Raw genomic sequence first — 20,799 nt, 5'->3', positions numbered from 1 at the left:
ATGATAGTCGAGCGGCTACTAGGCCGGCAACGCGCCGGATCTCTTGGCCGTCCAGGTGGCGATATAGTCCATCAGTCCTGGATTGAGGCAATCATAAGGTTCGAGCCCGATCGACTTCAGCTGTGACCTTATGCCGTCCATGCGGCTCGGATCGACACCGGACTCGATGATCGAAGAGACAAAGGCGGTGAAGCCCGGCGGCGCCCAGCCGTCTTCCTGGAAGCGTTCGGGATGGATGAAGGACAGCCCCTTGAAAGCGTGGTCGCGCTCGACCGGGCCGTGCATGTGGACGCCGCAGCCGGTGCAGGCATGGCGCAGGATCAGCGCGCCCGGATCGACGATCTTCAGCTTGTCGCCGTTTTCGGTCACCGTCACGTCGTTTGTACCGGCAACCGCCACGACCGAGAACAGTGCGCCTTCCGGCTTCCAGCATTTGGTGCAGCCGCAGGCATGGTTATGGGCGATCTGGCCCTTGACCTTCACCTTGACCGGGTTGCTGGTGCAGGCGCAGACCAGCGTGCCGCCGGCAAAGTCGGCCTTTTCCCGGGGCAGTCCATTGTCGATTTTAGGATGCAGTTTTTCCGGCATTTTTGTTTCCTCCCGTGTTGAACATCTGCATTTTTCGGCCGCTGGCTGGTTAGCCGGCGGCTTTCTCCTCCTCAGTAAACCACCACGCTCCTGATCGACTTGCCTTCATGCATCAGGTCAAAGCCCTTGTTGATGTCCTCGAGCGTCAGCGTGTGGGTGATCATCGGATCGATCTCGATCTTGCCGGCCATGTACCAGTCGACGATCTTCGGCACGTCGGTGCGGCCGCGCGCGCCGCCGAAGGCGGTGCCCATCCAGGTGCGGCCGGTGACCAGCTGGAACGGCCGCGTCGAGATCTCCTGGCCGGCGCCGGCAACGCCGATGATGACCGACTTGCCCCAGCCGCGATGCGACGCTTCTAGCGCCTGCCGCATGACTTTGGTGTTGCCGGTGCAGTCGAACGTGTAGTCGGCGCCGCCGATCTGGTCGGCGCCGCGCTTGGTCATGTTGACGAGATGAGCCACGACGTCGCCGTCGATCTCCTTCGGATTGACGAAATGCGTCATGCCGAATTTCTCGCCCCATTCCTTCTTGTCGTTGTTCAGATCGACGCCGATGATCATGTCGGCGCCGGCAAGGCGCAGGCCCTGGATGACGTTGAGGCCGATGCCGCCGAGGCCGAAGACGACCGCGGTCGCGCCTTGCTCGACCTTGGCCGTGTTGATCACAGCACCGATGCCGGTGGTGACGCCGCAGCCGATGTAGCAGATCTTGTCGAACGGGGCGTCGGCATTGACCTTGGCCACCGCGATCTCGGGCAGCACGGTGAAATTGGAGAAGGTCGAGCAGCCCATATAGTGGAACAGCTTGTCCTTGCCGATCGAGAAGCGCGAGGTGCCGTCGGGCATCAAGCCCTGTCCCTGCGTGGCGCGGATGGCGGTGCACAGATTGGTCTTGCGCGACAGGCAGGACGGGCACTGCCGGCATTCCGGCGTATAGAGCGGGATGACATGGTCGCCCTTCTTGACCGAGGAGACGCCCTTGCCGACGTCGACGACGATGCCGGCGCCCTCATGGCCGAGGATCGCCGGAAACAGGCCTTCCGGGTCGGCGCCCGACAGCGTGAACTCGTCGGTGTGGCAGATGCCGGTTGCCTTGATCTCGACCAGCACCTCGCCATCGCGAGGGCCTTCGAGGTCGACCTCCATGATCTGCAGCGGCTTTCCGGCGGCGACGGCGACAGCGGCGCGCGTTTTCATCAGGCAATCCTCCCAAGGCAGTCTGCAATCCAGGTTAGATTTAACTTACCATTCAGCTCTGCGCTATGCACGAAGCGACGTTCTGACCCCGGATTTTCGTCAGCGCCCGCCGATTTGCATGCGGGATAGGCTCCGACTTTGCCTTGACCGGCCCCCTGAAGCCCATAAAACGGGAAGCCCGTAAAAGAAGGGCAGCCGAGGGACGAGGCCTGCATGTTCACAAAGATCCTGGTCGCCAACCGTGGCGAGATCGCCTGCCGCGTGATCAAGACGGCGCGCAAGATGGGCATCGCCACCGTCGCGGTCTATTCCGACGCCGACCGCGACGCCGTGCATGTCGAAATGGCCGACGAGGCGGTGCATATCGGGCCTTCGCCGGCTGCGCAAAGTTATCTGGTCGCGGAAAAGATCATCGCCGCCTGCAAGGCGACAGGAGCAGAGGCCGTGCATCCCGGCTACGGTTTCCTGTCCGAGCGGGCATCCTTCTGCGAAGCGCTGGAGCAGGAAGGCATCGTCTTCATCGGCCCGAAGCCCAAGGCCATCAAGGCGATGGGCGACAAGATCGAATCGAAGAAGTTCGCCAACGCGGCCAAGGTGTCGACGGTGCCCGGCTGGCTCGGCGTCGTCGAAAGCGCCGCCCATGCCGAAAGAATAGCCGGCGAAATCGGCTATCCCGTGATGATCAAGGCTTCGGCCGGCGGCGGCGGCAAGGGCATGCGCATCGCCTGGAGCAAGGCAGAGGTGCGCGACGGCTTCGACCGGGCGCGGTCGGAGGCCAAAAGCTCGTTCGGCGATGACCGCGTCTTCATCGAAAAATTCATCGTCGATCCGCGCCATATCGAAATCCAGGTGCTCGCCGACGCGCATGGCAACACGCTCTATCTCGGCGAGCGCGAATGCTCGATCCAGCGCCGCAATCAGAAGGTCGTGGAGGAGGCGCCGTCGCCGTTCCTCGACGCCAAGACCCGCAAAGCCATGGGCGAGCAGTCGGTGGCGCTGGCCAAGGCCGTCGACTACCAGAGCGCCGGCACGGTCGAGTTCATCGTCGACAGCGACAAAAACTTCTATTTCCTGGAAATGAACACGCGGCTGCAGGTCGAGCATCCGGTGACGGAGCTCGTCACCGGCATCGACCTGGTCGAGCAGATGATCCGCGTGGCGGCCGGCGAAAAGCTCGCCATCAAGCAGAGCGACGTCAAGCTGAACGGCTGGGCGGTGGAAAGCCGCCTCTATGCCGAAGACCCGTATCGCAACTTTCTGCCGTCGATCGGCCGGCTGACGAAATACCGGCCGCCGGAAGAGGGAAAATTCGGCGAAATCGTCATCCGCAACGATACCGGCGTCACCGAAGGCTCGGAAATCTCGATGTTCTACGACCCGATGGTCGCCAAGCTGTGCACTTGGGCGCCGACACGGCTGGCGGCGATCGACGCGATGTCGGAAGCGCTGGACAGTTTCGTCGTCGACGGCATCGAGCACAACATACCGTTCCTGGCGGCGCTGATGCAGCATCCGCGCTGGCGGGAAGGGCGGCTATCGACGGCGTTCATCGCCGAGGAATATCCCGACGGCTTCGCGCCCATTGTGCCGAACAGCGAAGAAAACGCGGTGCTGGCCGCGATCGTAACCGCGGTCGAACTGCTGCGCCGCGACCGGCTCGACCGGCTGGGCGGGCGGCTGGCGCCGCATTCGGGCGCCTTGAAACGCGATTGGGTGGTGAAGATCGGCCGGGATTATCTTTCGGTTGCCGTCGTCGAAGGCATGATTTCCATTCCGATCGAGCTCGACCTCACAATCGACGGCGGCAAACCGCTGACGGTGGCCTCCGACTGGCGGCCGGGCGATCTCATCTGGCGCGGCGCGGTCGGCGGCCGCAAGGTCGCGGCGCAAGTCAGGCCGGTGCTGAACGGGTTCCGCATCGCCTGGAAAGGCATCTCGGTGACAGCCCGCGCCATGCTGCCGCGCACCGCCGAGCTCGAAAGGCTGATGCCGGAAAAAGTGGCGCCGGATACCTCGAAGATGCTGCTTTGCCCGATGCCCGGCCTCGTCGTATCGATCGCCGTTGCCGAGGGGCAGGAGGTCAAGGCCGGCGAGACGCTTGCCGTGGTCGAGGCGATGAAGATGGAAAACGTGCTGCGCGCCGAGCGCGATCTCATCGTCTCGAAGCTCAACGCCAAGCCCGGCGACAGCCTTGCCGTCGACGCGGTGATCATGGAATTTGCGTGAGTACTGAAATCCGCCCTCGACGCCCGTCAGAAGTTGGCGGGACAGCGCCCCCCTCTGTCCTGCCGGACATCTCCCCCTCCAGGGGGGAGATTGGCAGCCTCGGCGCCACGCTCGCTCCTGCAACGTTGGAAATTGGCGAAAGCCGAGATGATGGCCAATCTCCCCACTAGAGGGGGAGATGTCCGGCAGGACAGAGGGGGGCGCGAAGGAACGCGACTTTGCAATTGGTTGAGCATGCTCGCTTGAGGAGGGACAAGGCGAGGCCGTGAGGAATTCGCACTTTTTTGCCGTCACAGCGTATTTTGTTCTTGCTTTGTGCCGGCGGCTATGCTACTAATTTGGCTATGGTGCTAATTGGCTCCAATGACCCGCCCGCTGTGGCGGGTTTTGTGTTTCCGACCTGAGGTTGGCGGGACAGCGCCCTCTCTGTCCTGCCGGACATCTCCCCCACGAGGGGGGAGATTGGCAGCTTCGGCGGTTGCTCTAAACTTCCAAAGCTCCAATCACTACCGCTGGACTCGTGTTACCCGGTGCCGGACAATACATCTTCATCGACTGAGTCCTTGTGAGGCGGCGCGAAAAAACCATGGCGGATGAAAGACTTCCACGCGATCCCTTGCTGCGCGAGGCCTATGCAAAGGCGTCGCGGGCGGAGGCGGCGGCGCGTCGGTTCATTCATCTGCGCGTGCATTCGGCCTATTCGCTGCTCGAAGGTGCCTTGCAGCTCGGCAAGATCGTCGGCCATGCGGTGCAGGACGAATGCCCGGCAATCGCCGTCACCGACACCAACAATCTGTTCGGCGCGCTGGAATTCGCCCAGAAGGCGGTAAAGGACGGCATCCAGCCGATCATCGGCTGCCAGATCGACCTCGCCTTTTCCGGCGAGGCGAGCGACAGCCAGCGCGACCGCAGGCGGCAAGGACCGGAGATGCGGCCGGTCGTCCTGATCGCCGCAACCGAGGCCGGCTACGGCAATCTGGTCAGGCTGGTCAGCCGCGTCTACCTCGAGACACCGCCCGGCGAAGCGGTGCATCTGACGAGCGAGATGCTGCAGGGCCACACCGACGGATTGATCTGCCTTACGGGCGGGCCGCGCGGTCCGATCGGCACTGCCTTGAAACAGGATCGCCGCGAACTCGCCGAGACCCGGCTCTCGGCGCTCAAGAGCCTGTTCGGCGACCGGCTCTATGTCGAGCTTGAGCGGGTGTCCGGCTACGACCGCGCCATCGAGCAGTCGTCGGTCGATCTCGCCTACCGCCACGATCTGCCGCTGGTTGCCACCAACGAGGCGTTTTTCTTCTCTCGTGAAGACTATGAGGCGCATGACGCCCTGATCGCCATCGCCGAAGGTTCCGTGGTTGCGGCCGACAATCGCCGCCGCCTTTCGCCCGACCACTTCCTGAGAAGCCAGGCCGATATGGCGAGGCTGTTCGCCGACCTGCCGGAAGCAATCGACAACACCGTCGAGATCGCGCTGCGCTGCTCGTATTACCCGAAGACCCGCAATCCGATTCTGCCGCGCTTTGCCGGCCGCGATGTCGCCGACGCCGATGCTGCGGTCAAGGCGGAGGCGCAGGAGCTTGCCAGGCAGGCGCATGAAGGGCTAGAGGCGCGGCTGGCGGCGCACGGGCCGACGCCCGGCTATACCGTCGAGCAATATCGCGAAAGGCTGGATTTCGAGCTCGGCGTCATCGAGAAGATGAAATATCCGGGCTATTTCCTGATCGTTGCCGACTTCATCAAATGGGCCAAGGCACAAGGGATTCCGGTCGGCCCGGGCCGCGGTTCGGGCGCCGGCTCGCTGGTCGCCTATGCCACGACCATCACCGACATCGACCCACTGCGTTTTTCGCTGCTATTCGAGCGCTTCCTCAATCCCGACCGCGTGTCGATGCCCGACTTCGACATCGACTTCTGCCAGGACCGGCGCGAGGAAGTCATCCGCTACGTCCAACAGAAATACGGCCGCGACCAGGTTGGCCAGATCATCACCTTCGGCACGCTGCAGGCGCGCGCGGTGCTGCGCGACGTCGGCCGCGTGCTGCAGATGCCTTACGGGCAGGTCGACAAGCTGAGCAAGATGGTGCCGTCGAACCCGGCCAATCCGGTCAAGCTCGCCGACGCCATCGCCAACGAGCCGCGCTTTGCCGAAGAGGCGGAGCGTGAGCCGATCGTGCAGACGCTGCTCGATACGGCGCAGAAACTGGAAGGTCTTTATCGGCACGCCTCGACGCACGCCGCCGGCATCGTCATCGGCGACCGGCCGCTGTCGGAGTTGGTGCCGATGTACCGCGATCCGCGCTCGGACATGCCGGTCACGCAGTTCAACATGAAATATGTCGAGCAGGCCGGGCTGGTGAAATTCGACTTCCTTGGCCTGAAGACGCTGACGGTGCTGGACAGGGCCGTCAAGCTGATCCGCCGCCGCGGCATCGAGATCGATCTTGCCCACATTCCGCTCGACGACCCCGAAACCTACGCCATGCTGTCGCGCGGCGAGGTGGTCGGCGTGTTCCAGGTGGAAAGTGCCGGCATGCGCAAGGCGCTGATCGGCATGCGGCCCGACTGTATCGAGGACATTATCGCGCTGGTCGCGCTCTACCGGCCGGGGCCGATGGAGAACATACCGACCTACAACGCCAGAAAGCACGGCGAGGAGGAGATGGCGTCGATCCACCCGAAGATCGACCATCTCGTCAAGGAGACGCAAGGCGTCATCGTCTACCAGGAACAGGTGATGCAGATCGCGCAGGAGCTCTCCGGCTATTCGCTGGGCGAAGCCGATCTGCTGCGCCGCGCCATGGGCAAGAAGATCCGCGCCGAGATGGACAAGCAGCGCGAGCGCTTTGTTTCGGGCGCGGTCGAGCGCGGCGTCGGCAAGCCGCAAGCCGACTTCATCTTCGACCTGCTGGCAAAGTTTGCCGACTACGGTTTCAACAAATCGCATGCCGCCGCCTATGCCGTCGTCTCCTACCAGACCGCCTATCTGAAAGCGCATTACCCCGTCGAATTCCTGGCGGCATCGATGACGCTCGACATGGGCAATACGGACAAGCTCGCCGATTTCCGCCAGGATGCGCTGCGCCTCGGCATCGAGGTGGTGGCGCCGTCGGTCATGACGTCGTTCCGGGATTTCGAGGTCGGCGAGAACCGCATCTTCTATTCGCTGGCCGCGCTCAAGGGCGTCGGCGACGCGGCGGTCGAGCACATCGTCGCCACGCGCGGCGAAAAACCCTTCAAGAGCCTCGCCGATTTCTGTGAAAGGGTCGATCCGAAGATCGTCGGCAAGCGCGTCTTCGAAAGCCTGATCATGGCCGGCGCGCTCGACTGCTTCGGTCATGACCGCGCGGCGATGATGGCCGGCGTCGAGCGGATGATGGGGCTGGCGTCGCTGGCGCAGCAGAATGCCGTCACCGGCCAGCATGACATCTTTGGCGCCTCGCTCGGCGCACAGTCGCAGGCGCTCAACTTGCCGGCGACCGATCCCTGGCTCGCCGCCGACCGCCTGCACCGTGAATTCCAGGTGGTCGGGTTCTATCTCTCGGCGCATCCGCTCGACGAATACAAGGCGGCGCTGCAGAAAATGCGGGTGCAGACCTGGGGCGAGTTTTCGGCCGCCGTCAAACGCGGTGCTGCCGCCGGCCGGCTCGCCGGCACGGTGACCACCAAGCAGGAGCGCAAGACGCGCACCGGCAACAAGATGGGCGTCGTGCAGTTCTCCGACACGTCCGGCCAGTATGAAGCGGTGCTGTTTTCCGAGGGGCTGGCGCAATACCGCGACTTGCTCGAAGCCGGCCGCTCGGTGGTGATCACCGTTTCGGCCGAGGACAGGCCTGAAGGCGTCAATCTGCGCATCCAGACCGTGCAGTCGTTGGAGGAAGAGGCAAGCCGTATCCAGAAAGCGTTGCGCATCTTCGTCAGAAATGACGCACCGGCATCGACAATCCAATCGCAGCTTGGCCAGCGTGGCGACAGTCAGGTGAGCATCATCGTCATCAAGGAAGGCGGCGAGGGCGAGGTCGAGATCGAGTTGCCCAACCGCTACCGCGTATCGCCTCAGATCGCGTCGGCGATGCGGGCGGTGCCGGGCGTGGTCGAGGTGGAACTGGTCTAAGAGTTAGCGCACGCTTATGAAGCGGCGATCTCCGCCGGTTGCGGTGCTCTCCGCTGCAGGTTGAGCAGATTTCCCATGAGGATCAGCAGGGCGCCGCCGGCGGTGAAGGCGTCGATCTGCTCGTGATAGAGCAGCCATCCGATCACCGCCGACAGCGGCACGCGCAAAAAGTCCATTGGCGAGATGACCGTCGCATCGGCATAGACAAGTGCGCGGGCCATGCAGAAATGCGACGACATGCCGGTGAAGGCGATGAGCAGGATCCACGGCCAGAGCTCAAGCGGCGGGTTTTGCCATTCGTAAAGCGCCGGGACCAAGCCAAGCAGCGACTGGATGATCAGCATCCAGAAGATGATGCGCACGACGCTGTCCGTCCGCGTCAGCGACTTGACGAGGACCACCGAGACGCCGAAGCAGACCGCGGCTCCCAGCACGATGACATGGCCCGGATTGACCGCGCCGACGCCCGGACGCACGATGATCACAACGCCGATCAGCCCGAGCACGATCGCCGCCAGCCGTGGCCGGGAGAGCCTTTCGCCGAGGAAAGCGACGGCCAGCAAAGCGGTCCAGATCGGCGTCGTGAATTCGATCGAGATCAGTACCGCAAGCGGGATCAGCGTCAGGGCGTAGAGCCAGGCAGCCTGGCCGGTATAGTGGACGACGTTGCGGGCGATATGAGCCAGCGGGCGTCCGGTGCGCATCGCCGCAAAACCGCCTGACATCATGACCAGCGGCAACAGGATGAAAAAGCCGATCACCGAGCGCAGCTCGAGCACCTGGAAGACGTTTAGTTCGGCCGTCGTGGCGCGGCCAGCCACCGACATCGCCAGGAACGAGGCGATCGACAGCGCCATCCAGAACGCGGCCTTGGGGATCGAGGGTGCGGGTGCCATGCGGCTATGTCGCAAGCCGGCGCTTTCATCGCAACCGCTAGCCGACGCATTCGGCTGGGCCAGCCGTGCAGCGCTTCACGCAGTGATGTTGAAGCCGGAACCCGCCGCTGAGGGAAGCGTTGGTCCGTCAGTGCTTGCGTTCTGTGTTTTGGATACCAACGAGGAGCGGTCCGATGAAATCATTCGCACGATTTGTACTTGCCGGCTGCCTGACGGCCGCCGGGGCCGGCGCAGCGCATGCCGACGATCCGGATTTTCTTCGCTCATTCCAGGGGAATTTCGCCGGCAAAGGCATCGTCAAGGTGACCACCGATTCGCCGACGGTGAATGTCTCGTGCCGCTTCAATTCCGACGCGACGTCGAGCTCGTTGTCGCTCGACGGCAGCTGCCGCGGTCTTATCGTGGTAACGCGCGCCATCAGCGCGGATCTCAGGTCCAGCGGGACGAAATACAGCGGCACCTATGTCGGATCGCGCACCGGGCCGGCGCAATTGAGCGGCAGCCGCTCCGGCAACGCGATCAATCTCGGCATCCGTTGGGCGAAGGAGGTCAATGGCGATCGCAAGGCGCGAATGACGGTCGAGAAGAACGGCGAGGATGGCATGCGGCTGATCGTCGTCGATACCGATCCGAAAACCGGGAAAAGTGTGGTGACCACCCGGATCGATCTGCAGCGCACGTGATCTTCTTGTTTGATCATGATCTTTTCGCGTACGCGGACCTTCGGTTCGGGATCATGGTCTGGTTGTGAAAATCTGACGCTTAGTACCGACGCGAACGACGGCTCGGGGTGGGCAGCAGTCAGTCCCGGCACAGCGATCTTGACAGGTTGGAAGCCGATCGGCAGCCAAGATTTCATCGTTCGTTTCGTTGGACCTTCATAAACATTCGGGATCGGCCGAAACTTCCCCAACTTCGTCATCCTTGGGCGAAGCAGGAGCGAAGCGCCGTCGCGGAGACCCTGGGATCCATGCGGTAACCTTAGCCGAAGAGTGCAGCGGAGCACAATTCCGCACCACGGCAGCGCTCTGATGTCGCGGCATGGATCCAGGGGTCTGCGCCGCGTCGCTTCGCTCCTTGCTCCGCCCCAGGATGACGAAGCGATGGGCGTTTGCGCTAATCGCTAAGCCGATCGGCAGCAACCGTCGATAGTTCTGTCAGCGGCCAATTTCAGTGGCAAACCGCTAACTTCGGAGATTGGCTGAAACATCCCTCCAATTCGTCATCCCAGGGCGGAGCAAGGAGCAAAGCGACGCGGCGCAGACCCTGGGATCCATGCCGTTACCACGCGGCAGTGCGCCTGCGGACCAGAACCGAACTACCACCCCGTTCCGCGAAAAAGCTCGAACCACTCTGGATTGGTCTTCTCGATCAGCTCGATCTTCCACTGCCGCGGCCAGCGCTTCAGCGACTTCTCGCGCTGAATGGCGTCACGAATGTCGAAATGTTCCTCGTACCAGACCAGGCGCTGCACGCCGTAGCGGCCGGGGAAGCGCGAACCTTGGCCGGATTTGTGCTCCGGCATGCGGCGGCCGAGATCGTTGGTGACGCCGATGTAGATCGTGCCGCGCTTCTGGCTCGCGGTCATGTAGGTATAGCCGGTCATGGCTGAAGGGTAGCTGGCACAGTTGCGGATACAAGCGCCGTTCTGAGCCGCTGTATTCTTCGGCTGACGTCACGGCATGGATCCCAGGGTCTCCGCGACGTCGCTTCGCTCCTGCTCCGCCCTGGGATGACGAAGACGTGGTGGCTTATCGCTAATCGCAACCTTGGAGATTGGCAGCCCGATCGGCAGGCTCCCATCCACAGCCCTTTCAGGCTCTGTCAAAGAACCAAAACCTCTGTGCAGAGGAACTAGTCCTCGACCGGTTCGGGCGGATGGGCATCGCGGCCCTTGCCGAAGGTATAGCCGGTTTCCACCGCCTTGCGGCCGAACTTGCCGCGCAGCGTGTCGATGGCGCCTTCGGCCATGGCGCGCTTGCGTGACTGGACGTCGACCAGGTCGGGCGGGTCCGCCCGGTCATCGTCGGAGAGATCGCTGACGCCAATGCCGAGCAGCCGGTATTTCGTGCCATCCGCTTCCTTGCGCAGCAGCTCGAGCCCGGTCTGAAAGATGCGGTCGGCCAGCCGGGTCGGATCGCCGAGCTGGCGATTGCGCGTGCGGATCTTGAAATCCTGGGTCTTCAGCTTGAGGACGACGATGCGTCCGGCAATGCCGGATTTCTTCAGCCGGGCCGAGACTTTTTCCGACAGCGCCCTCAGCACCGAGACCAATTCGTCGACGGAGGCGATGTCGGTATCGAAAGTGGTTTCCGCCGAGACGCTTTTCGCGTCCTGGTCGGGAACGACGCGACGGTCGTCCTCGCCGCGCGAAAGCCGGTAGAGCCGGTCGCCCATGACGCCGTAGCGGCGCATCAGATCGCCACGTTCCATGCGCTGCAACTGGCCGATGGTGCGGATGCCGTCGCGCTCGAGCGTGGCGGCAAAGGCCTTGCCGACCCCCCAGATCAGCGTCACTGGCTGCTCGGCCAGGAAGCCGATAGCCTCGGCCTCGCCGATCACCGAAAAGCCGCGCGGCTTGCGAAAGTCCGACGCCACCTTGGCCAGGAACTTGCAGTAGGAAAGGCCGGCCGAAACGGTGATGCCGATCTCCTTTTCCACGCCGAGTGCGAAGCGCGCCAGCACCACCGCAGGCGGCAGGCCATGCAGGCGCTCGGTGCCGGCGAGGTCGAGAAAGGCCTCGTCGATCGAGAGCGGCTCGACCAGCGGCGTCAGCGCCTGCATCATGGCGCGCACCTCGCGGCCGACGCGCACGTATTTTTCCATGTCCGGCGGCAGGACCACCGCTTCCGGGCAGGCTTCGAGCGCCTTGAACATCGGCATTGCCGAGCGCACGCCGTGGATGCGGGCAATGTAGCATGCGGTGGAGACGACGCCGCGCTTGCCGCCGCCGATGATCAATGGCCGGTCCTTCAACGCCGGGTTGTCGCGCTTTTCGACCGCCGCGTAGAACGCGTCGCAATCGATATGGGCAAGGCGCAGCCGGTAGAGCTCCGGATGGCGGGCGAGCCGTGGACTGCCGCAGCGCTCGCAACGGCGTGCCTCGCTGCGCTGAAAACTCAGGCAGTCGCGGCAAAAACCGTGTTCGGGATTGTTGACAGGGGCCGCCATCGCTGCGAACATAAAGAGAACAAATGCAATGGTACGTCAGGACGGACGCCACGACAAGGCGGTGGGCCGGGAGAGAGCTCATGAATACGACCATAGCGCCGCTAGTGCCCGAGCTTTGGGCGGATTTCGAAGATCTTTTCGGTAGGCAAGGCGCCTGCTACGGCTGCTGGTGCACACATTTCCGGCTGTCGCCCGCAGCGCGCCGCGCGAGCAACCGGGAGCGCAACAAGGATCACATCAAGGCGCGGATCGAGGCCGGGCCGCCGCCCGGCCTGTTGGCCTTCGAGGGTGGCCAGGCGGTCGGCTGGATGCAGATCGGCCCGCGTGCCGACGTGCCCGAATGGAACAACCAGGGCAGGGGGTCGGCGCCGATCGACCCCGCCGACGCCAGCGATCCGGGCGTCTGGGCGATCTCCTGCTTCTTCATCCGCACCAAGGCGCGGGGTAGGGGCGTGTCGCACCGCCTGGTTCAAGGCGGCATCGACTTCGCGCGCGAGAACGGCGCGCGGCTGATCGAAGCCTGCCCGATCGACCTGTCGAAGGATTCGCGCTCGATCGGGCTGTTCGTCGGCTCGTCGCGGGTCTTCGAAAAGGCCGGGTTCGAGCGATTGGTCGAACGCAAGCCAGGCCGACCGCTGGTGCGGCTGGTGCTGTAGGCAATGCCGCGGTCGACATCGATCCGTCCGGCTCGCCTTGCGGTTGTGATAGTAATTCCCTACGAAATGAGAAAGGGCAGAAAATTCCCATGGCCCAACGGAGAACAAGCGTGAACCGTGTCCTGCCAGTCGTCTTTGTTCTCGCGCTCAGCGCGCCTGCCTTCGGCCAAGCGGTCGACAGGCAAGGCGCGAAGCAGCTTTCCGACGATCTGGCGCACTACATCGGCAAGAAGCTGTTCGATATCGGGTTCGTGAAAATTTCAGTCGACGGCGATGCCTACAAGCTCGCTTTCGACTTCAAGCCAGTCACGGATTTGATGGCAAAGCAGCAAGCCTTCAAGTTCGACGTCACGCCTTACTTCGTTCTGGCGAAGCCGCGCAAAGATGGTCAGTGGGATGTTTCGGTGGACGTGTCTCCGAAGGGGTCTATTGATTTCGTCGGTCCGGAGGGGCCGCAGCACATCGACTTTTCCATTTCAAACAACAAGTTCACCGCTATCTATGCCCCTGATCTGGCGGCCTTTGTGAACGCCTCGGGTTCCACTTCGGGCGTCACGATGAGTGTAAAAAGCCCGCTGCAGAATGTGGAAGCCTCTGCGGATGGCGGCGCTGGCAGCATGAGCGCGACGAAATCAGCGAATGGCGGCATAGATTTTGCGTATTCACAGACAATGACCGCCTTTGCCGAAACCGTCAGACTGGACGATCCCAAGAGCGGTCTGAAATTCTCATACAACGTCAAATCGCCGCACGCGGCGGTGGATGCGTCCGGCAAGGGTTTGCGGACAAAGCCGCTGCTCGACCTGCTTGCTTTCATCGTGGCGACTGATGATGCAGCCAAATTCAAGGCGGATGAGGCGGAGTTCAAATCGCTTCTGACGGCAGCACTGCCATTGTGGGAGCGGATCGACGGCACCTACGGCTTCAAGGACTTTGTGGTGGAGAGCCCGGTAGGCAAGTTCGGTGCGACGCAACTGAATACCGCCGTCGGCATGGACGGCATCGCCAAGGACGGCAAGATCAACTACGCGTTCAAGGTTTCCGGCCTGACAATACCACAGCAGGTGCTGCCCAGCTGGAGCGTTGCGTTGCTGCCGACGGATATCGACCTCAACTTCGGCGGCACCAACATCGATCTGGACAGCATGGCGAAGAAAACCATCGAAACCCTTGATTTCAGCAAGGATCCACCGCTGCCGGCAGATTTCGGCAACCAGATCTTCGCCGATTTCCTGGCCAAGACGCCAAAGGCCATTCTCGGACACAGCACGATCAAGAACGGCAACATCGAGATTGCGATGGAAGGTGAAATGACGTTCCCCGGCAAGAAGCCCGAGGCGAGCATGACCATCGATGTCGCGGGCTATGACAAGATTGTGGAGGCTCTGCAGACGGCGGCCAAGACCGAGCCGGAAGCGGCGCAGTATTTCCCCTTCGCACTCGCCGTCAAAGGATTTGGCAAGGCGCTGCCGGATGGTCGACTGGAATGGGTCGTCAACGCTAAGGCAGACGGTTCGGTCACGGTCAACGGCGCCATGCTGAAGCCGGCCGATGCCGTTCAGGACAACCCCGTCATGGACCCAAGCGAGGCTACCGTTCCGGATCATGGCTCGGGCGAGAATGACAATGGCGGGGCAGGGGCGAAGTTGAAACCCTAAGCGCCGAGCTTGGAGCGGTTCATCGTTTCCCGGAAACGCCGAACCGCTCCATGTCTTTGTTTTTGCACAATCCGGACGGAAAACCGTTTCACACTTTTCCTGGAATTGCTCTAGAAGCGGCTGGCGTTAACGCCCGAGTGCGCTCACGATTTTCGCCGCCGCGATCTGCCCGCAGTCTCGGGATCGCCGCTTATATCGAATGCTCATGATTGTCGTCGCCGAGCGGCAGCGCCCGCAATGCCTTGCCGACTGCGGCGGGCGGCGTTCCGGTCTCCTCGGAAAAACGCATCAACGTCGGCTCGTGGGCAAGGATGAACTGCAGCACGCCGGCCAGGAATCCCGGCTCGCCCGCCGCCCGGCGGATGGAATGGGCTTCGATGCCGGTGATCGCCAGGAAGCGGGGCAGAAGTTCCGAATCGGCGGCGACGAAGCCCAACGCCTTTACGGCAACCGTTTCCGCTTCCTCGCGCATTGACGCTGCGTTTGCCATCGCTACCTTCCTTCATGGGCGGAATCGTTCTGTTTTCGCAGTAGTGGCAAGTGTCGCCGGCAGCAAGCTCGCCGACCTGGAATCCGAACGCTTTTAGGGCGACCGGTTTCCGTTTCGTCAATCATATTGCCGTATAGTGGGAACAGGTTTGGTGCGTGCCGACAAGGGGCGCATGACGGCACCCTTCGAGTGGAAGGCCAGCCGGGACGGGAAATCGATGCCAAAGAAGGTTATGATCGTCGAAGACAACGAGCTCAACATGAAGCTCTTTCGCGACCTCATCGAAGCGAGCGGCTACGAGACGGTGCGCACACGCAACGGCCTGGAAGCGCTGGATCTGGCGCGGCAGCACAGGCCGGACCTCATCCTGATGGACATCCAGCTGCCGGAAGTGTCGGGCCTCGAGGTCACCAAATGGCTGAAGGAGGACGATGATCTCCACGTCATCCCGGTCATCGCCGTCACCGCCTTCGCGATGAAGGGGGACGAGGAGCGCATTCGCCAGGGCGGCTGCGAGGCATATATCTCCAAGCCGATCTCGGTGCCGCGTTTCATCGAAACCATCAAATCCTACCTGGGCGATGCCTGATGTATCTTTCCAGCCGAGCCGGAGCTTTGTGAAATGACCGCGCGGATCCTCGTCGTCGACGACATCCCAGCAAATGTCAGGCTGCTGGAGGTTCGGCTGCTCGCCGAATATTTCGAGGTCCTGACCGCCACCAACGGGCCGGACGCGATCGAGATCTGCGAGAACGGCAAGGTCGACGTCGTGCTGCTCGACGTGATGATGCCCGATATGGACGGGTTCGAGGTCTGCCGGCGGCTGAAGGGCGACCCGGCGACATCGCACATCCCTGTCGTGATGATCACCGCGCTCGACCAGGTTTCGGACCGGGTGCGCGGCCTCGAGGCCGGCGCCGACGATTTTTTGACCAAGCCGGTCAACGATCTGCAACTGATGACGCGCGTCAAGAGCCTGGTCAGGCTGAAATCGCTGACCGACGAGCTGCGGCTGCGCGCCTCGACGACACGCAATATCGGCATCGAGGAGCTTTTGAGCCGCAACTTCGCTACTGACGATGCGGTGCCGAAGGTGCTGCTGGTCGACGAGCGCAAATCCTCGTTCGAGCGCATCCAGAAGATGCTGCGCGGCAGTGCCGATCTCGACGTCGCCAAAGATCCGCATGCCGGCTTCTTCCAGGCCGCCGAGCAGCCGTATGAATGCGTGATGATCTCGACGGCCTTCGCCGATTTCGACCCGCTGAGGCTCTGCTCGCAATTGCGCTCGCTCGATCGCACCCGTTTCCTGCCGATCATCCTTCTGGCGGACGAGGGCGAGGAGGGGCGTATCATCCGCGGCCTCGAACTCGGCATCAACGATTATCTGATGCGGCCGATCGACCAGCAGGAGCTGACCGCGCGGCTGCGTACGCAGGTGCGCCGCAAGCGCTACAACGACCAGCTTCGCGCCAGCGTCACCCAGACCATCGAGATGGCGGTGACCGATGCCCTGACCGGCCTGCACAACCGCCGCTATCTCGACAGCCATCTGCAGACGCTGTTCGACCGCGCCGTGGCACGGCGCCGGCCGCTGTCGGTGATGATCACCGATCTGGACCGCTTCAAGAGCATCAACGACGCGCATGGCCATGACGGCGGCGACGACGTGCTGCGCGAATTCGCGCGGCGGCTGCGCAAGAATGTGCGCGGCATCGACCTGGCCTGCCGCTTCGGCGGTGAGGAGTTCGTCGTGGTGATGCCGGACACCGACGGCGCGGTAGCCGAAAAGGTCGCCGAGCGCATTCGCGCCGAAATCGCCCAGCTGCCGTTTGCCGTCGGCACCGAAGGCAAGGCCGTCGAAGTCACCGTCAGCGTCGGCGTGTCGTCGGTGCTGAAGGGGGTAGACACGGTCTCGGCGCTGATGAAACGCGCCGACCTCGCGCTCTACGAAGCCAAGAGCGGCGGCCGCAATCGCGTCGTCGCCAAGGCGGCTTAGCACCGAACACCAATTGCCCGGTCAACGCGACAAGGTTACGAATTTACCTTAATCTAAGCGATTTGCGAGGCTTGGTTAAGAAACGGTTGATTTCCATAAGTTGTTGCGCAAATGTGCAGCCCTTAGACGTAACCGGCACGAGGCTAGATCGCCGGTTCGACCCGAAGAATACCCCATGATGCTCAGGTCCGCCGCATCTCCTGGGTCCGTGGGGTCGGCCGGCCGGCGCTGGCACATAGTGGCCTCCTCGTACCGCTGCCAAACGCCGGCCGGCCCCCAATTTTCAAAATACATCAGGATTCTACGCCAAGACCCGGAAAACGCTTGGTTTTTGTTACGGCAGCGACAGCGCCCTTTGAAATAGCCGGCTGGGCAGAGCGTATGCGCCCGCAGTCGGTTGACAGGGCCCGTCTTCTATGCAGAAATTGGTTGGACCATTGAGCCATTTGGTGACCCGTTGGCATGACCGAATTCGGCCTTTCCCCCATACAGGCAACTGCTCGCGACGACGCGGTGCTCAAGGCGCTGGCCGGCTTTGTGATGCGGGAAGCTCTCGGGCCCGGCCAGAGACTGCCGACCGAACGCATCCTTGCCGAGCGCCTCAAGGTGAGCCGCAACACCGTGCGCGAGGCGCTGACGCGCTGGGAAGGGCTCGGCCTGGTCGAACGGCGGCAAGGCAGCGGCACCTATCTCAAGGGAGTGGTCTCGCTGGACATGCTGCACATGCCGCTGACGCTGGCCGGCGGCAATGATTTCACCAGCCTGATGCAGACGCTGGAAATCCGCCGGGCACTGGAAGCGGAAGCCGCCGCCCTGTGCGCCGTCCGCGCGGGCCAGGCAGATCTCGTCGAGATCGGGCGCAAGCTCGACATTATGGAGCAGGCCTTCCACACCCGCGCCGGGATGTCGGCGGAGGAGGACTGGGAATTCCACCAGTCGATCTACCGCAGTTCCGGCAATCCGCTGTTCGAGCAGATCATCGCCGCCATGCACGAACTGTTCTATCGTTTCTGGGAGCATCCGCTCGGCGTGCGTGATTTCGGCCACGCCAGCTTTCCTTACCACCGCACCATCTACGAACGCATCGCCGCGCACGATCCGGAGGGGGCCCGGGCCGAGGCGCTCAAGCTGATCGCCACCGTCGAGGACGATCTGAAGCGCGGCGCGGCCAAACTCGAACTTTCAGGCCAGACATGAGCGATCATCCCGCCGGTTTCGAAAACGACTATCTCGCCGAGGCAGCGACGCTTCTCGCCCATGACGAGCCTTTCCCCGGCGGCGCGGTGGTCCCGCCGATCTACCAGACTTCGCTCTTCACCTTCGCCGACTATTCCGAGATGGCCGACACATTCGCCGGCAGGCGACGTCAGCCGATCTATTCGCGCGGCGACAACCCGACGGTCATGGAGTTCGAGGCGCGTGTCGCCGCTCTCGAAGGCGCGGAGGCCGCGCGCGGCTTTTCCAGCGGCATGGCGGCGATCAGCGCCACGGTGCTTGCTTTCGTCGGTGCCGGTGAGCGCATGGTTGTCGTGCGCAATTGCTACGGCGATGCCTACCGGCTGTTCGAACGGCTTTTGCCACGGCTCAACATCAAGGTCGACTATGTCGACGGTTCCGATCCGGACGCGGTCGCGGCAGCACTTCCCGGCGCCAAGCTGCTCTACCTGGAAAGCCCGACGTCGATGATGTTCGAGCTCCAGGACATAACCCACCTGGCGCGGCTGGCCAAAGAGCAGGGCATCATCACCTCGATCGACAATTCCTGGGCGACGCCGGTGTTCCAGAAGCCGATTTCGCACGGTGTCGACCTGGTGCTGCATTCGGCCTCGAAATATCTCGGCGGCCACAGCGACACCGTCGCCGGTGTGGTGGCCGGTTCGGCCGCCCATATCCGACATATCAACGAGCAGACCTATTCCTATCTCGGCGGCAAACTTTCGCCTTTCGAGGCCTGGCTGTTGCTGCGTGGCCTGCGCACATTGCCGCTGCGGTTGCCGCATCACATGAAGAGCGGGCTGACCATCGCCGAACGGCTGAAAGCGCATGACCATGTCGAGCGGGTCAACCACCCGGCCTATTCCAACCATCCAGGCAAGGCGACGCTTGCCGGCTATGCCGGGCTGTTCTCGTTCGAAGTGACGGAAGACGTCGACATCCCGGCTTTCGTCGATGCGCTGAAACTCTTTCGCATCGGCGTCAGCTGGGGCGGCCATGAAAGCCTGGTCGTTCCGGCAAAGGCCTCGCTCGAGCAGACGCCGGGCCTGAATTCGATGGCGCGCTTCGGCGTCAGCCCACGAACCATCCGCTTCAGTGTCGGATTGGAAAGTGTCGAAGACCTGTGGGCGGATGTTGCCCAGGCCTTCGACAGAGCAAAAAGATAAAGGAGCCGTTCAAAATGGGAGTGCTGAACATGAAAAAACTGAGCATCCTTCTTGGTGCCGTCGCGGGTCTGGCGATTTCCGCCGGCAGCGTGCTGGCCGATTCCACGGTCAAGATGGTCGAGGTCATCACCAGCCCGCCGCGTACCGAATTCCTCAAGAAGCAGATCGCCGAATTCGAGGCGGCCAATCCGGGTGTCAAGGTCGAGCTGGTATCGCTGCCCTGGGGCCAGGCGTTCGAGAAGTTCCTCACCATGGTGCAGGCCGGCGACACGCCCGACATCGTCGAGATGCCGGAACGCTGGATGGGTCTTTATGCGACCAACGGCCAGCTCGAGGATCTCGGGCCATACATGGCCAAATGGGACGATGCCAAAACGCTGGGCGAGCGTGCCAAGCAGTTCGGCTCGACGGTCGATAACAAGCAGTACATGATCCCTTACGGCTATTACCTGAACGCGCTGTTCTGGAACAAGAAGCTGTTCAAGGAGGCCGGTCTGGACGGTCCGCCGGCGACGCTCGATGAATTCGTCGAGGACTCCAAAAAAATCTCGGCGATACCGGGCAAATACGGCTACTGCCTGCGCGGCGGCCCGGGCGCCTTCAACGGCATGCATATGTTCATGAACATCGCCGCCGGCAAGGGCGGCTATTTCAACGAGGACGGCACCTCGACCATCAACGAGGAAGGCTCGGTCAAGGGCCTGCAGATGCTCGCCGACATGTACAAGAACGGCCTGGCGCCGAAGGATGCGGTGAGCTGGGGTTTTAACGAGACCGTCACCGGCTTCTACAGCGGCACCTGCGCCATGCTGAACCAGGATCCCGACGCGCTGCTCGGCATCGCCGACAAGATGAGCGCCGACGATTTCGCCGTGGCGCCGATGCCGGTCGGGCCGAGCGGCAAATCCTATCCGACGCTCGGTTATGCCGGCTGGGCGATGTTCGCCAATTCCCAGCACAAGGACGATGCCTGGAAGCTGATGGCGACGCTGTTGTCGCCCAAGGACAATCTGGAATGGGCAAAGGAAGTCGGTGTCATTCCAATCCACAACGGCGCCGACCAGGACGCCCACTTCAGGACCGAGCAGTTCAAAGGCTGGTTCGAGGAACTGAACAACGGCGACAAATACGAGATGGTGACGCCTCCGACGCATCTGGAAAACCTTGGCAATTTCGTAGACCAGGTGGCGATCAAGAATTTTCAGGAAGTGCTTCTTGGCCAGAAGGCGGCCAAGGACGTGGCCGACGAATGGGCCAAGTTCCTGACCAAGGAACAGCAGGACTGGCTGGCCAAGAACAAGAAATAGCTTTTGTTCCTTCTCCCCGTTCACGGGGAGGGGGTGTCACGACGTGACGGATGAGGGGCGGCGCCAACCCGACTTGGCTCGCGCTGCTTCTCATCTGCCTGCCCGTCCTCCGCAGCA

Annotated in this window: 16 protein-coding genes; 10 read left to right on the top strand and 6 right to left on the bottom strand. The window is 62.6% G+C overall.

Annotated elements, in window-relative coordinates; genetic code table 11:
* Positions 1-18 precede the first annotated feature (18 nt).
* Both gfa and NKI52_RS09555 read right to left on the bottom strand, forming a co-directional pair.
* Complete coding sequence (gene gfa, locus NKI52_RS09560) at positions 19-588, bottom strand: S-(hydroxymethyl)glutathione synthase (protein WP_352697755.1); 570 nt, start codon at positions 586-588, stop codon at positions 19-21.
* Positions 589-659: 71 nt separating this feature from the next.
* Complete coding sequence (locus NKI52_RS09555; RefSeq protein WP_352697754.1) at positions 660-1,787, bottom strand: S-(hydroxymethyl)glutathione dehydrogenase/class III alcohol dehydrogenase; 1,128 nt, start codon at positions 1,785-1,787, stop codon at positions 660-662.
* Positions 1,788-2,000: 213 nt separating this feature from the next.
* On the opposite strand from NKI52_RS09555, the gene NKI52_RS09550 reads away from it, so the two are divergent.
* Both NKI52_RS09550 and dnaE read left to right on the top strand, forming a co-directional pair.
* On the top strand, positions 2,001-4,013 hold the full coding sequence (locus NKI52_RS09550; protein WP_352568808.1) for an acetyl-CoA carboxylase biotin carboxylase subunit: 2,013 nt from the start codon (positions 2,001-2,003) through the stop codon (positions 4,011-4,013).
* A gap of 586 nt (positions 4,014-4,599) precedes the next feature.
* Complete coding sequence (gene dnaE / locus NKI52_RS09545) at positions 4,600-8,127, top strand: DNA polymerase III subunit alpha (RefSeq protein ID WP_352697752.1); 3,528 nt, start codon at positions 4,600-4,602, stop codon at positions 8,125-8,127.
* 14 nt (positions 8,128-8,141) lie between these two features.
* On the opposite strand, the gene NKI52_RS09540 is transcribed toward dnaE, so the two are convergent.
* Complete coding sequence (locus NKI52_RS09540) at positions 8,142-9,023, bottom strand: DMT family transporter (RefSeq protein WP_352622653.1); 882 nt, start codon at positions 9,021-9,023, stop codon at positions 8,142-8,144.
* A 173-nt stretch (positions 9,024-9,196) separates the two neighbouring features.
* Between NKI52_RS09540 and NKI52_RS09535 the strand changes: the two genes are divergently transcribed.
* On the top strand, positions 9,197-9,706 hold the full coding sequence (locus tag NKI52_RS09535; protein WP_352697750.1) for a hypothetical protein: 510 nt from the start codon (positions 9,197-9,199) through the stop codon (positions 9,704-9,706).
* Positions 9,707-10,341: 635 nt separating this feature from the next.
* Here NKI52_RS09535 and NKI52_RS09530 read toward each other — a convergent pair.
* A complete protein-coding gene (locus tag NKI52_RS09530; protein WP_352568805.1) occupies positions 10,342-10,629 on the bottom strand; it encodes a GIY-YIG nuclease family protein in 288 nt (95 codons plus the stop codon).
* Positions 10,630-10,877: 248 nt separating this feature from the next.
* A complete protein-coding gene (locus tag NKI52_RS09525) occupies positions 10,878-12,206 on the bottom strand; it encodes a DNA polymerase IV (RefSeq protein ID WP_352697748.1) in 1,329 nt (442 codons plus the stop codon).
* Positions 12,207-12,274: 68 nt separating this feature from the next.
* Here NKI52_RS09525 and NKI52_RS09520 point away from each other — a divergent pair, with 68 nt between their 5' ends.
* Positions 12,275-12,850: a GNAT family N-acetyltransferase gene (locus tag NKI52_RS09520; protein ID WP_352697746.1), complete on the top strand. Its 576-nt coding sequence runs from the start codon at positions 12,275-12,277 to the stop codon at positions 12,848-12,850.
* 251 nt (positions 12,851-13,101) lie between these two features.
* Positions 13,102-14,508, top strand: coding sequence for a hypothetical protein (locus tag NKI52_RS09515; RefSeq protein ID WP_352697744.1), 1,407 nt, complete (start codon positions 13,102-13,104; stop codon positions 14,506-14,508).
* A gap of 190 nt (positions 14,509-14,698) precedes the next feature.
* Here NKI52_RS09515 and NKI52_RS09510 read toward each other — a convergent pair whose 3' ends face one another.
* A complete protein-coding gene (locus NKI52_RS09510; RefSeq protein ID WP_352568802.1) occupies positions 14,699-14,998 on the bottom strand; it encodes a DUF3572 domain-containing protein in 300 nt (99 codons plus the stop codon).
* 172 nt (positions 14,999-15,170) lie between these two features.
* Here NKI52_RS09510 and NKI52_RS09505 point away from each other — a divergent pair, with 172 nt between their 5' ends.
* From NKI52_RS09505 to NKI52_RS09485, 5 genes are all read left to right on the top strand, one after another.
* The gene (locus tag NKI52_RS09505; protein ID WP_348625950.1) at positions 15,171-15,587 is read left to right on the top strand and encodes a response regulator; all 417 of its coding nucleotides are present in this window, start codon (positions 15,171-15,173) and stop codon (positions 15,585-15,587) included.
* A gap of 33 nt (positions 15,588-15,620) precedes the next feature.
* The gene (locus tag NKI52_RS09500) at positions 15,621-16,994 is read left to right on the top strand and encodes a PleD family two-component system response regulator (protein ID WP_352568801.1); all 1,374 of its coding nucleotides are present in this window, start codon (positions 15,621-15,623) and stop codon (positions 16,992-16,994) included.
* A gap of 462 nt (positions 16,995-17,456) precedes the next feature.
* Positions 17,457-18,191 (top strand): FadR/GntR family transcriptional regulator, encoded by a 735-nt coding sequence (locus NKI52_RS09495; RefSeq protein WP_352594497.1) that lies wholly within the window; start codon positions 17,457-17,459, stop codon positions 18,189-18,191.
* Positions 18,188-19,375, top strand: a complete 1,188-nt coding sequence (locus tag NKI52_RS09490) for a PLP-dependent transferase (protein WP_023679985.1) — start codon at positions 18,188-18,190, stop codon at positions 19,373-19,375. Before NKI52_RS09495 ends, NKI52_RS09490 begins: the two co-directional genes overlap by 4 nt.
* A 29-nt stretch (positions 19,376-19,404) precedes the next feature.
* The gene (locus tag NKI52_RS09485) at positions 19,405-20,682 is read left to right on the top strand and encodes an ABC transporter substrate-binding protein (RefSeq protein WP_031212851.1); all 1,278 of its coding nucleotides are present in this window, start codon (positions 19,405-19,407) and stop codon (positions 20,680-20,682) included.
* Positions 20,683-20,799: the final 117 nt, after the last annotated feature.

Origin of the sequence: Mesorhizobium sp. M0590, assembly GCF_040320905.1 — a bacterium.
Lineage (GTDB): Bacteria > Pseudomonadota > Alphaproteobacteria > Rhizobiales > Rhizobiaceae > Mesorhizobium.
Note: the sequence above shows the minus strand (reverse complement) of the source record. Positions and strands in the feature narration are given on the sequence as shown.